Raw genomic sequence first — 12768 nt, 5'->3', positions numbered from 1 at the left:
GAAAGGCCCTTGCACCATGAAGACCATCACCCACTGGATCGGCGGCAAGCCGGTCGAGTCCGCCTCCGGCCGCTTCGGCGCCGTCTACAACCCGGCGACCGGCGCGCAGGAGAAGCAGGTCGGCTTCGCGACCGTCGACGAGGTGGACGCCGCCGTCGCCTCCGCGAAGGCCGCGTTCGAGACCTGGGGCAGCTCCTCGCTGGCCAGGCGCACCGCGATCCTGTTCAAGTACCGGGAGCTGCTTGACGCGCACCGCGACGAGATCGCCTCGCTGATCACCGCCGAGCACGGCAAGGTGCACTCCGACGCGCTCGGGGAGGTCGCGCGCGGCATGGAGATCGTGGAACTGGCCTGCGGGATCAGCGTGCAGCTCAAGGGCGAGCTGTCGACGCAGGTCTCGACCCGGGTCGACGTGGCCTCGATCCGTCAGCCGCTCGGCGTGGTCGCGGGCATCACGCCGTTCAACTTCCCGGCGATGGTGCCGATGTGGATGTTCCCCCTCGCCATCGCGTGCGGCAACACCTTCGTGCTCAAGCCGAGCGAGAAGGACCCCTCGGCCTCCTTCCGCCTCGCCGAGCTGGCTTCCGAGGCGGGCCTGCCGGACGGCGTGCTGAACATCGTGCAGGGCGACAAGGTGGCCGTGGACCGTCTTCTGGAGCACCCCGACATCGAGGCGGTGTCCTTCGTCGGCTCGACGCCGATCGCCAAGTACATCCAGCTCAAGGCGGTCGAGCACGGCAAGCGCGTGCAGGCCCTCGGCGGCGCCAAGAACCACATGCTGGTCCTGCCCGACGCCGACCTGGACTTCGCGGCCGACCAGGCGATCAACGCCGCCTACGGCTCGGCGGGCGAGCGCTGCATGGCCGTGTCCGTCGTGGTCGCGGTCGGCGACACCGGCGACGAACTGGTCGCGAAGATCGCCGAGCGCGCGAAGAGCCTGAAGATCGGTCCCGGCGACGACCCGTCCTCCGAGATGGGCCCGCTGATCACCCGCGAGCACCGCGACAAGGTGGCCTCGTACGTCTCCTCGGCCGCCGAGCAGGGCGCGGAGGTCGTCGTCGACGGCACCGGGTACACCGTCGAGGGCCACGAGGACGGCTTCTTCCTCGGCGTCTCGCTGCTGGACAAGGTGCCGCTGACGGCGGACGCCTACCGGGACGAGATCTTCGGCCCCGTGCTCGCCGTGGTGCGCGCGGAGTCGTACGACGAGGCCATCGAGCTGATCAACGGCTCGCGCTGGGGCAACGGCACCGCGATCTTCACCCGGGACGGCGGCGCCGCCCGCCGCTTCCAGCTGGAGGTCAAGGCGGGCATGGTCGGCGTGAACGTCCCGATCCCGGTCCCCGTCGGCTACCACAGCTTCGGCGGCTGGAAGGACTCCCTCTTCGGCGACCTGCACGTCTACGGCAACGACGGCATCGCCTTCTACACCCAGGGCAAGGTGATCACCACGCGCTGGCCGGACCCGGCCGACTCGGGCATCAACCTCGGTTTCCCCAGCCACTCCTGACATCACGTCAGGCTCATCGGAGGGAGGTGCGCCCATGGCGAGGACCCGTGGCGCAACCCGTGCCGCGACCGCTCCCGCGCTCCAGTCCCTGGACTTCACGCTGGACCGGGGCAGCCCGGTGCCGCTGTACTACCAGCTCGCGCAGCAGCTGGAAGCGGCGATCGAGCACGGGGCGCTCGCCCCGGGCAACCTTCTGGGCAACGAGATCGACCTGTCGACCCGCCTGGGCCTGTCCAGACCCACGGTCCGGCAGGCCATCCAGTCCCTGGTCGACAAGGGCCTGCTGGTGCGCCGCCGGGGTGTCGGCACCCAGGTGGTGCACAGCCAGGTCAAGCGCCCGCTGGAGCTCTCCAGCCTCTACGACGACCTGGAGGCGGCCGGCCAGGGCCCGACCACGCGGGTGGTGCGCAACGAGCGCGAGGCGGCCCGCGCCGACGTGGCGGCCGCGCTCGGCGTCGCCGAGGGCAGCGAGGTGATCGCGCTGGAGCGGCTGCGCCTGACGCACGGCCAGCCGGTCGCAGTGCTGTCCAACTACCTCCCGGCGACCCTCCTGGAACTCGACACCGATCGGCTGGAGTCGACCGGCCTGTACCGGATGATGCGCACCGCCGGCATCACCCTGCACAGCGCCCGCCAGACCATCGGCGCCCGCTGCGCCACCGCCGAGGAGGCCGGCCGCCTCGACGAGCAGGAGGGCGCCGCCCTGCTGACCATGCAGCGCACGGCATACGACGACACGGGCCGCCCCGTCGAGTACGGCACCCACATCTACCGGGCGTCGCGGTACGCGTTCGACTTCCAGCTGCTGGTGCGGGCGTGAAGCCGAAGAGGCGCGGACCTGCCCGCCTTGACTCACCGGAGCAGGAGCGGCAGACTCGTATGCATACGTCGTAAATGTACGGTGATGATGAAGGCTGAGCGCCCATGAGTGCACCGTCGACAGTCCTGGTCACCGGTGGGGGCGGCTTCATCGGAAGCCATACCTGCGTCGCGCTTCTCGACCACGGCTACGAGCTGATAGTGGTCGACGACTACTCCAACAGCACGCCGCAGGTCTTCACCCGGGTGGAGAGGATCGCCGGCCGCTTCGTCGGGGCCCTCTACGAGCTGGACATCCGTGACCGGCACGCCCTGTCGAGGGTCTTCGACCGGCACACCGTGGACGCGGTCGTACATTTCGCCGCGGTCAAATCCGTCAGCGGCTCCCTGCACAAGCCCGTCGAGTACTACGACTCCAACATCAGCGGCACGACCACGTTGCTGCGGACCATGCACGAGCACGGAGTGCACCAACTGGTGTTCTCCTCCTCCGGCTCGGTGTACGGCGACGCAGGCCCGGGGCCGCTCGACGAGACCACCCCCGCCCGGCCGGTCGACCCGTTCGCGACCTCGGCCTGGATCTGCGAGCAGATCCTTGCCGACGTCTGCCGCCGCCGTCCCGAATACACGGTGTTGTGCCTGCGTCACTTCGCTGTGGCCGGGGCTCACCCGAGCGGCCTGCTCGGCGAGAGTCCGCGCGGGACGCCCGACAATCTGTTGCCGAACGTGGCCCAGGTGGCGCTCGGCCGCCAGAAGCGGCTCCCGGTGTACGGCACCGACTACTCCACGCACGACGGAACCGCGATCCGCGACTACATCCACGTCATGGACACCGTCGAGGCGCACCGCGTGGCCCTCGACCACCTCGACGACGCACCCGGCATGCACGTGTTCAACCTGGGCACGGGCAAAGGCAGCTCGGTCCTCGACGTCATCGCCGCGTTCTCCCATGCAAGCGGCACCTCCATCCCGTACGAGGACGCCCCCCGGCGCCCTGGCGACGTGGCAGCCCGCGTCGCCGACGCGAGCGCGGTGACCCGCGCCTGGGGCTGGCGTGCCGTGCGGAACGTCGACGACGTGTGCCGGGACGCGTGGCGGTTCCAACGGCTGAATCCGGATGGCTATGCGGGTTCCGCCCGACGCCCCATGACGAAGGGAAGCTGATTTCGGCGCGGAGCCGGGGACGAGATGCGACCTTCTGTCTTTTATGCCTAAGATCATTGGATTAAATACCAGTTTGTCGCGTTGCGCGCGGTAGGCCCGGCCGACTCCTTGTTCCCGGCCCGGGACCCGCCCCCCGGAGGCTCTCGCCGATGCTGCAGACCCAGCGGCTGATGGCCGCGTACCTCACCGCGGTCGTGGGTCTCACTTGCCTCTATGTCTCTCTTCCCGCCACGCACACCGTGCTGTGTGTCGTGATCGGCCTGTGCGGCACCGCGGCCGTCCTCGCCGGCATCCGTGTCCACGGACCCGCGCACCGGTGGCCGTGGCTCATGCTCGCCGCCGGGCTGCTGGCCTTCACTGTCGGCGACGCCTACTACAACCTGCGGGGGCAGTACCACCGGGCGTCCAACCCGTTCCCCTCCGTCGCGGACGCCTTCTGCCTCGCGGTGTACCCGCTCTGCGCCGCCGGGCTCCTGGGCCTCGTCCATTACCGCTGGGTCGGCCGCGACCTGCCCAGCCGGCTGGACGCCCTGATCGTCACCACCGGGCTGGCTCTGCCGGTCTGGGTCTATCTGGTGCAGCCACTCGCCACCCAGGACTCGAGCACGTGGCGGCAGCGCGTGATCAGCATCGCCTACCCCGTGGGCGGTGTCCTGGTCCTGGCCATACTGACCCGCCTCGTCTCCCCCGGAGTGACCTCCAGCCGCAACCGCGCCCTCCAACTGGTGGCCGTGGGCACCGTCACGCTCCTGTGCCTGGACATCGCCTACGGGATTCTGCAGCTCAACGTCACGTGGCACCCCGACGTACTGCTGAACTCCGGCCGGCTCGTGCTCTACACGGCCTGGGGGCTGGCCGCCCTCCATCCCTCCATGGTCCGGCTGACCGAGCCGGCGCCCCTGCCGGAGTCCCCTCGTCCGCAGTGGCCTCGGCTCGTGCTGCTCACCCTGGCCACACTGATCGTCCCCAGCGTGCTCCTCCTGGAGGGGCGGAGGGGCGGCTCGCACGACGCGACGGTGCCGGCCGCCCTCTCCGCGGTGCTCTTCCTGCTGGTCATGCTGCGGCTCGCGAGCATGATCGCGGCGCACCGGCAAGCCATGGCGAGGGAACAGACACTGCGTACGGCGACCGCCTCGCTGGTGGCCGCCATGACAGCCCAGGAGATCGCGCGGGCCTGCGACACCGCGGTCACCGCGCTGCTCGGCCCTGACGTTCCGCACCGCACTCTGGTCCTGCCCGCCGAGCGGGCCCAGGAACTCCACAGTCTCCTGGCGCGGAGCACTGATTCCGACGGTCCGCGAAGCGGTGCCCTGATCAGCACCGTCGACCGGCTCGGACCGGACATCGCCGGGCGGCTCGGCGGACTGCCGACCGCTCTGGTGTGCCCGGTGGTCCACCCCGACCATCCGGCCGGCGGCGAGCTCCCGGACGTACTGCTGGCCGCGGGACCGGAGCGCCGGCTCTTCGACGTACGCGGCTCGCTGGAGATCCTGGCCTCGCACGCGGGACTGGCGGTCGACCGTATCGCGCTGCGCGGCGAGATCGTCCGCAGGGAGAGCGAGGCGTACTTCCGCACGCTGGTGCGCAACGCCTCGGACGTCATCCTGATCGTCAACGAGGACACGACCGTTCGCTACGCCAGCCCTTCCGCGCTGGCCGTCCTCGGCAGCTCCGACCTGCGCGGCAGGCGGCTGCGGGACCTGGTGGATCCCCAGGACCGCGGCAGGGTGGACAAGACCCTGGCGACACTGGTCGGCGACGAGCTGCACCAGAGTCACGATCACTGGTGGGTGCTGCGCGACGGCGGGCACATCGAGGTGGAGGTGCGCTGCCGCGATCTGCGGGCGGACGAGACCGTCGGCGGACTGATCGTCACCATGCGGGACGTGACCGAACAGCGCCAACTGGAGCACGAGCTGACCCAACGGGCCTTCCACGACTCGGTCACCGGACTGCCCAACCGGACCCTGTTGCTGGAGCGGACCGGACGCGCCCTGCTGCGCGGGCAACGGGAGCCGGCACTGACCTGTCTGCTCTTCATCGACCTGGACGATTTCAAGATCGTGAACGACACACTGGGTCACTCGGCCGGCGACCGGCTGCTGCGAGGGGTCGGAGAGCGTCTGACGGAGACGCTGCGCCGTACCGACACAGCGGCGCGACTGGGTGGTGACGAGTTCGCGGTGCTGATGGAGGACGCCAAGCAGCCGCTGGACGCCGAGCTGCTGGCCGCGCAGGTGGTCCAGTCGTTGAGCCGGCCCTTCCATCTTTCGGGCGACTCGGTCAGCGTCTCCGCCAGCGTGGGTGTGGCCACCGCACTGGACACCAGGGATCCCGAGGAACTGCTGGCCCTCGCCGACCTCGCCCTGTACGCGGCCAAGGCCGCCGGCAAGCGCCGGTGGCGTCGCTTCCAGCCACAACTGCGGACGCGCATGACGGAGCGCCAGGGCTTGCGGGTGCGGCTGGACGACGCCCTCGCCCAGGACGAGTTCGCCTTGAGCTACCAGCCGGTCGTGGACATCGTCTCGGGCCACGTGGTCGGCTTCGAGGCGCTGGCTCGCTGGACGCACCAGCAGTACGGGGTGGTGCCGCCCGAGCAGTTCATCCCCCTCGCCGAGGAGACCGGCCACATCACATCGCTGGGGGCCTGGGTGCTGCACAGCGCTGCCGCCGACATCGCCCGGCTGCAGCGCCGGATCGAGCCGTCGTCACCGCCCTACGTCAGCGTCAACGTGTCGGGCCGCCAGTGGCGCGACGACGGCTTCCTCGACGAGGTGGCCCGGGCTCTCGACACCCCGGGCCTGGTGCCGGGATCACTGCGGCTGGAGCTCACCGAGTCCGTCCTCATGCAGCGGGACGACCAGATCGACGGGGTCATCCGGGGCCTGCGGAACCTCGGTGTGCGTATCGCCGTGGACGACTTCGGCACCGGATTCTCCTCACTGCGCTATCTGCACGACTTCCCCCTGGACATACTCAAGATCGACAAGTCGTTCATCGACGACATCCCGCACGATCCCCGGCAGGTCAAACTCGTCGAGGGGATCGTGCGTATGGCCGCCACACTCGAACTGGAGGTGGTCGCGGAGGGCATCGAGGCGGCGGCCCAACGCGATCTGCTGTCCGCCATGGGCTGCCGGTACGGGCAGGGCTTCCTGTTCGCGGAGCCGATGACGGTGGAGGAGGGAGAAGTCGTCCTGCGGCGGGACGGTCGCCGTCCGCGCGGGGATGGTCCTGGCATGACGGCCGCCGCGGCCGCCGACGGCCCGGTCGTCGGGAGCGGTACCGCTCCCGACAGGAGGATCGCCCACGACGGGCACGGACGCCGGCATCCTCGGGACGGTTCGGCGTGAGACATCCGTCAGGAGGGCCGGCCCGCTCCGGACCGACCGCCCGAGGACGGGCCGGGGCGACGACGGCTCGACGCCGGATGACCGCCGGGAATCGGGGACGGCGCCGCCGACAGGGCGAAGGCCGTCTCGATCAGGGCGATGTGGCTGAACGCCTGCGGCGCGTTTCCCAGTTGGCGTCCCGCGACCGGGTCCCACTGTTCCGCGAGCAGTCCGACGTCGTTGCGGACCCCGAGAACACGCTCGAAGGACTGTCGGGCCCGTTCGGGGTGGCCGGTCGCGGCGAGAGCGTCCGCGTACCAGAGGGAGCACGCGACGAACGTGCCCTCCCGGCCGCGCAGTCCGTCGACCCCGTGCGTGCCTCGGCCGTTGGGCGCGTAACGGTGCAGGAATCCACCGTCGTCCAGCCGCCGCATGGCCCGTACGGTGCCGCGCACCCGCGGGTCCCGTGCGGGCAGGAAGCCGAGCCGGGGGATCAACAACGCCGAGGCGTCCAGGGCCGTGGAGCCGTAGGACTGCACGAAGGACTGCTGCCCGGCGTCCCAGCCGTCCCGGCACACCTGGCGGTGCACCTCCTGCCGCATGGCCCGCCACTCGGCTGAGGGTCCGTTTCGGCCGAGCAGCTCCGCCATGCGCAGGGCACGGTCCGCGGCCACCCAGGCCATGACCTTGGAGTGGACGAACTGCCGTCGCTCCCCCCGCACCTGCCACAGCCCCCGGTCGGGCTCGCGCCAGTGCCTCTGCAGGAAGCCCATCATGGCCTGCACGAGGTCCCACACGTGCGCGGGCATGGCGATACCGGCCCGCAGGGACAGGTACAGCGTGTCCAGGACCTCGCCGTAGACGTCCAGCTGGAACTGGTCGACGGCGGAGTTCCCGAATCGCACGGGCCGCGACCCCTCGTAACCGGGCAGCCAGTCGGCCACGGTCTCCGGCAGCAGCCGCTGGCCTCCGACACCGTAGACGGTCTGCAGGTCGGCGAGGTCTCCCGCGATGGCCCGCACCAGCCAGTCCAGCCATGCCGTCGCCTCCTCGGAGTAGCCACTGCGCAGGAGGCAGGACAGAGTGAGCGTGGAGTCCCTGAGCCAGCAGAACCGGTGGTCCCAGTTCCGCTCTCCTCCGATGCAGCCGGGCAGTGACGTCGTCGGCGCCGCGACGATGCCGCCCGTGGGCGCGTAGGTGAGCGCCTTCAGGGTGATCAGGGAGCGCACCACGGCGTCCCGCCACGGTCCCTGGTAGCGACACCGGCAGACCCAGCTGCGCCAGTAGTCGGCGGTCTCGTCGACGAGTGACTGCGCCGGAACGCCGAGCGGCGCGGGCGGCTGGGACCGGTGCGAGGGCGCCCAGACCAGCGTGAGGGCGACACGCCGACCAGCCGCGAGGGTCACCTCGGCCACCGTGGAGGGCTCCCGTTCGAGCAGCTCCACGGGCCCTTCGGTGCCCAGCCACACGGCGTCCGGTCCGGCCACCGCGACGGTGCAGTCGTCGGCGCTCCTGGCCCAGGGCAGCACACGGCCGTGATGAAAGCGCAGACACAGTTCGCTGCGCACGGTCACGCAGCCCGACAGGGCCTCCACCACGCGGACGACACAGGGCAGTTGGGCCCGCGGCGGCATGAAGTCCGTGACGCGCACGGTGCCGGTCGGGGTCTCCCACCACGTGTCCAGGACGAGCGTGTCGGGCCGGTAGGCGCGGCGGGTGCAGATCCCTGGCGCGGCCACCGGAGCCACCCGCCAGAAGCCGTTGTCCTGACCGCCCAGCAGTGCAGCGAGGCAGGCCGGTGAGTCGAAACGGGGCAGACAGAGCCAGTCGATGGACCCGTTCCTGCCGACCATGGCCGCGGTTTCGAGATCGCTGATGAGGGCGTAGTCCTCGATGGGCGCGTTCATGGCCGGACCCGCTCGTGGTCATGCCTTCCGGGCGAGATCTCGTCGATGTGGATCCGGTCATGGAGCCAGGAACCCACGTGCACTCGGGTCGTCGTCATGACCGGATCACCCCCGACGGGCTGAGTTGTATATTTACGACGTACACTTACATCTTTCCCCCTTTCGTCGACCCGGGTCAACAGCCCACCCACTTGACGGTCGGCCAAAATGGGTCAAGTGTGTATGTATACGTCGTAAACGTACGGCCAGGCCCCACCGAAGGAGTCCGTGATGACCGCATCGGTAACCGCAGGCTTGCGCACGCTGGTCGTGGGCGCCGGAGAGGCCGGCCGGGCACTGACCCGCGATCTGCTGCGCACCTCGCGCTTCGGGCTCCTGCCGGTCGGCTTTCTCGACGACAACCCGGCCAAGCGCGGCATCGACGGGGTGAAGGTGGTGGGCCGGCTCGACGACACCGCGGCGGCCGTCGTGCGACACGGCGTCGAGGTCGTCGTGATCGCCATCCCCGGGCTGCCCGCCCAGCTCTTCCGGGACGTCGCCCTGGCGGCGGAGGCGAACGGCGCGAGCGTACGACACCTGCCGTCGTTCGTCGCGGCACTGCGCCGGGACGTCGTCGGCGGCGACATGCGCGCGCTCGATGTGCGCCGGCTGACAGGCCGCTCCGAGATACCGGTGGTCAGTGACCGGACCGGCTCGATCATCACCGGGAAGCGCGTCCTGGTGACCGGGGCGGGCGGTTCCATCGGCAGCGAGCTGTGCCGCCAGGTGCACGGCTTCGAGCCGAGCCGCCTGTTCCTGCTCGACCACGACGAATCCCATCTGCACCGGCTCGGCCTCGAGCTGCACGGCCAGGCGCTGCGCGACGACGACATCGTCATATCGGACATCCGCGACCGCGCCCGCATCGACCGGGTCTTCGCCGAACTCCGCCCCCAACTGGTCCTGCACGCTGCCGCGCACAAGCACCTGCCGCTGCTGGAGCGCCACCCCTGCGAGGGCGTGAAGTCGAACGTGCTGGGGACGGAGAACCTCGTACGGGCCGCGCTCGCCGCCGAGGTCGAACGGTTCGTGCTGATCTCCACGGACAAGGCCGCCGACCCGGTCTCGGTACTGGGCGCCACCAAGCGGCTCGCTGAGCTCATCGTCCAGTCACACGCGGGCGGCTCGACGGTCCTGACCGCCGTACGGTTCGGCAACGTGCTGGGCAGCCGCGGCTCGCTGCTGTCGGTACTGGCCGAACAGTTGGGCTCCGGCAGGGCACTCACGGTCACCCACCCCGACGTGACGCGGTTCTTCATGACCGTGGAGGAGGCCGTCGGGCTGGTCCTGGAAGCGGCCCGGATGGCGGCGGGCGGCGAGGTGTTCGTCCTGGACATGGGCGACGAGGTACGCATTCTCGACCTGGTCCGCGAGTTCGCCCGCGCGATGAACGTGCCGGACCCCGAGATCCACTTCACGGGCCTGCGGCCCGGAGAGAAGATGCGCGAAACCCTGTTCTCCACGCAGGAGGCGTACGACCGGACCCCGCATCAGCGGATCCTCGCCGCCACGCCGTCCTCCCGGTCGGCCCTCGTCGCCGCGCTGCGCCCATTGGACGAGCTGTACGCGGCCGCGGAGCGCAACGACCGCGTGGAGACCCGCCGGCTCCTTGCCTGGATGCTTCCCGGCTTTCCCACACAGATCACGGAAGCGGAAACAGCTCATGCGGTGCGTCGTTGAGTCTCTTCAGCACACGGAGCAACTCCGGGTGGTCGGCCAGTCTGCCGCCCTTGTACTGCCACGAGAACGTCAGCTGCCCCTGCCAGTCGGAGCGCTGCCACTGCGCGATCATCCCGGTCAGCTCGGCCGCCGTCGGCCAGCGCCACTGCTGGTACGAGAACGCCTGGAGCATGCCCATGTAACGGGTGACCCCCGCCTTGCGCAACGCCTGCAGGGCCCGCGGGATCAGCGCCCAGTCGCACGGCTTGCCGACCAGGCAGGGATACACGTCGACGCTCATCACGTCCGTCGTGCCGCGGAACGACGCGAACTGACGCGGATCGTCCACGTTCACCAGCGTGAAACGGCGGTGGTCCGGGTCGAGGGAGCGTACCAGCGCCGACCGCTCACGCACGTCGGCCGCGGCACCGGGACAGTTGAGGTCGGTGTTGGGCTCGTCCGCCACGAAGTATCCGACGATCCGGGAGGAGCGGGCCAGGTCGTAGCGCGAGAAACGCTGCCGGACCTCCGCGTCACTCCAGTTCCAGACGCAGCGCACCTTGTCGTACCCGCCGAGCCAGACCAGGGCGCGCTGATCGTTGGTGATCTTCGAGACCCGCTCCGGGGTCACGTCGATCAGCGAGTAGCCGTAGCGCGCCGTGACCGGATCCGTGGTGTTGAGCGCCACGGAGAGGAACGGCCGTGCGGACTTCTCGTGGCCACACGAGACCGTGGCCGCCAGCAGAAGACCGGTCGAGAAGATCGCCCGGAGTCTCCGCCGCTGTCCGCGGCGGGTGTCGAGGCCGGCCATCGGCATGTCTCCTCCGGGCACTGAACCGCACTGAAGATCCCCGTAGTCCCACTATGCAACTGTTCGCGATCTTAATGAGGATATGCGATGGAATTCAACGAAGCTCTGCGCCGCGTACTCGGCGGTCACTGGCGGCTTCTGGCGGTCTGCATCCTCCTGCCGATGCTCGTCGTGGGCGCACTCGAAGCCGGCAACGCACGGATGTACGTTTCCAAGGCACGCGTCCAGGCATCCGCCACACTGCCCACGACCGACGTCGAGGCCAACGCCATGCTGAGCCGTGTGAAGGCCGTCGTCACCAGCGGTTCGGTCATCGGCCCGGCTCTGAAGCAGGTACACGTCACCGACCGCGGCAGGACCGAGGTGGCCCGTGAGACCACGGTCTCCCGGCTCGGCGGCTCCTCCGTGTTCACCGTCAAGGTCACTGACCGCAATCCACGGACGGCGGAGAAACTCGCGGGCTCCCTGTCGGAGCAGCTCGTGAGCTTCCTCAACGGCTCCGGAAACCTGCTGGTGACCCAGCTGACCGACCGCGAGCACGCGCTCCAGGCGCAACGGGTCCGCGTGGCCTCACAGCTGCCGAGCGCCAAGAACGCGGCGGACTCGGGACGGCTCACCGCCCAGCTCGGCTCCCTGGACCAGCAGATCCTCGACATCCAGGGCTCCCTGCGCGGCGCCCAGGCCGCGGGTCTGGGCGACCGTACGGGCTCGCTGCTGTCCTCGGCCAGTGACGCGGCGCCGGCACCCCGGCTGGCCGCCAACGACCTGGCCCTGGCAGGGGCGATCGGGCTGGTGGCCGGACTGCTGATGGCGACCCTGCTGGAGGCGGTACGACCGCGCGTGGGCGGCCCGCACGCTTTCGGCCGGGAACTCGACGCTCCGGTGCTGGGCCGCCTTCCCGAGCCCACCCGCAGGACCCGCAAGGCCGGCACCGGTCCCGCGATCGAAGCCGAGACCGTTCTCGCACTGGGGCGGGCCGTGGCCCGCGCCGAGGCACGAGTCGTGGTGCTGACCGGGCCCGGCGGCGAGGCGCGTCTGGCCGGCCTCGCCGAAGAGCTGGAGCAGCGGCTCGCACGGGTCGACAGCCATCCCGCGGGTACCGGGCTGCGTCACAGCCGAGCGGCCGGTCCGCGTACGGCAGGCACCGGGACGCTCGCCCAGAACCACGAGGCCACCGCCGGGAGCAACGGCGGCCGGCTCGCGGCCTCGGCTGCCGGATCGGATTCGGAGGTCCACGAGGGCTCGGTCGTGACGGAGCGCCTCACCCGGGTCGCCGCCGCGAACCGGCCCAGGGTCGCGCCGGTTCGGGTACGTGCGCTGCACCAGGTGAACGACATCGCCGACGGCGCCGGTCATGTACTGGTCGCGGTGGAGCCCGAGCTTCCGCCGTACACGGAGCTGCGCCGGGTGCGCAACCTCGCGGCGACGACCGGCTGGCCTGTCATCGGCGTCCTGGGCGACCCCGCCCGGCCACGGCGTCAGGACCGCTCCGCCAAGTTCACGGGATCGGACGGCGACTGATGGGCG

The 12768-nt window shown here is 70.3% G+C and carries 8 protein-coding genes; 6 read left to right on the top strand and 2 right to left on the bottom strand.

What is annotated here, in order from left to right; genetic code table 11:
* The first annotated feature begins 16 nt into the window (after positions 1-16).
* The 4 genes from MKW14_RS02930 to MKW14_RS02915 all read left to right on the top strand — a co-directional run bounded on the left by MKW14_RS02930 (position 17) and on the right by MKW14_RS02915 (position 6846).
* Complete coding sequence (locus tag MKW14_RS02930; RefSeq protein ID WP_240858560.1) at positions 17-1510, top strand: CoA-acylating methylmalonate-semialdehyde dehydrogenase; 1494 nt, start codon at positions 17-19, stop codon at positions 1508-1510.
* Between the two features lie 34 nt (positions 1511-1544).
* Complete coding sequence (locus MKW14_RS02925; protein ID WP_240858559.1) at positions 1545-2330, top strand: GntR family transcriptional regulator; 786 nt, start codon at positions 1545-1547, stop codon at positions 2328-2330.
* Positions 2331-2434: 104 nt separating this feature from the next.
* The gene (gene galE / locus MKW14_RS02920) at positions 2435-3493 is read left to right on the top strand and encodes a UDP-glucose 4-epimerase GalE (RefSeq protein ID WP_240858558.1); all 1059 of its coding nucleotides are present in this window, start codon (positions 2435-2437) and stop codon (positions 3491-3493) included.
* Positions 3494-3642: 149 nt separating this feature from the next.
* Complete coding sequence (locus tag MKW14_RS02915) at positions 3643-6846, top strand: putative bifunctional diguanylate cyclase/phosphodiesterase (protein ID WP_240858557.1); 3204 nt, start codon at positions 3643-3645, stop codon at positions 6844-6846.
* Positions 6847-6854: 8 nt separating this feature from the next.
* On the opposite strand, the gene MKW14_RS02910 is transcribed toward MKW14_RS02915, so the two are convergent.
* A complete protein-coding gene (locus MKW14_RS02910) occupies positions 6855-8732 on the bottom strand; it encodes a glycoside hydrolase family 15 protein (protein WP_240858555.1) in 1878 nt (625 codons plus the stop codon).
* Between the two features lie 270 nt (positions 8733-9002).
* Here MKW14_RS02910 and MKW14_RS02905 point away from each other — a divergent pair, with 270 nt between their 5' ends.
* Positions 9003-10451, top strand: coding sequence for a polysaccharide biosynthesis protein (locus tag MKW14_RS02905; RefSeq protein ID WP_240858554.1), 1449 nt, complete (start codon positions 9003-9005; stop codon positions 10449-10451).
* On the opposite strand, the gene MKW14_RS02900 is transcribed toward MKW14_RS02905, so the two are convergent.
* Positions 10414-11241: a hypothetical protein gene (locus tag MKW14_RS02900; RefSeq protein ID WP_240858553.1), complete on the bottom strand. Its 828-nt coding sequence runs from the start codon at positions 11239-11241 to the stop codon at positions 10414-10416. The genes MKW14_RS02905 and MKW14_RS02900 overlap by 38 nt on opposite strands.
* 87 nt (positions 11242-11328) lie before the next feature.
* Between MKW14_RS02900 and MKW14_RS02895 the strand changes: the two genes are divergently transcribed.
* Positions 11329-12762, top strand: a complete 1434-nt coding sequence (locus MKW14_RS02895; RefSeq protein ID WP_240858551.1) for a GumC domain-containing protein — start codon at positions 11329-11331, stop codon at positions 12760-12762.
* Positions 12763-12768: the final 6 nt, after the last annotated feature.

The organism is Streptomyces gilvus, assembly GCF_022513565.1.
Lineage (GTDB): Bacteria > Actinomycetota > Actinomycetes > Streptomycetales > Streptomycetaceae > Streptomyces > Streptomyces gilvus.
Note: the sequence above shows the minus strand (reverse complement) of the source record. Positions and strands in the feature narration are given on the sequence as shown.

What these genes read in the sequence shown, in the direction of transcription:
- MKW14_RS02895 (WP_240858551.1), top strand. Translation starts at nt 11,329, where the DNA reads ATGGAATTCAACGAAGCTCTGCGCCGCGTACTCGGCGGTCACTGGCGG.
- MKW14_RS02915 (WP_240858557.1), top strand. Translation starts at nt 3,643, where the DNA reads ATGCTGCAGACCCAGCGGCTGATGGCCGCGTACCTCACCGCGGTCGTG.
- MKW14_RS02925 (WP_240858559.1), top strand. Translation starts at nt 1,545, where the DNA reads ATGGCGAGGACCCGTGGCGCAACCCGTGCCGCGACCGCTCCCGCGCTC.
- galE (WP_240858558.1), top strand. Translation starts at nt 2,435, where the DNA reads ATGAGTGCACCGTCGACAGTCCTGGTCACCGGTGGGGGCGGCTTCATC.
- MKW14_RS02905 (WP_240858554.1), top strand. Translation starts at nt 9,003, where the DNA reads ATGACCGCATCGGTAACCGCAGGCTTGCGCACGCTGGTCGTGGGCGCC.
- MKW14_RS02910 (WP_240858555.1), bottom strand. Translation starts at nt 8,732, where the DNA reads ATGAACGCGCCCATCGAGGACTACGCCCTCATCAGCGATCTCGAAACC.
- MKW14_RS02930 (WP_240858560.1), top strand. Translation starts at nt 17, where the DNA reads ATGAAGACCATCACCCACTGGATCGGCGGCAAGCCGGTCGAGTCCGCC.
- MKW14_RS02900 (WP_240858553.1), bottom strand. Translation starts at nt 11,241, where the DNA reads ATGGCCGGCCTCGACACCCGCCGCGGACAGCGGCGGAGACTCCGGGCG.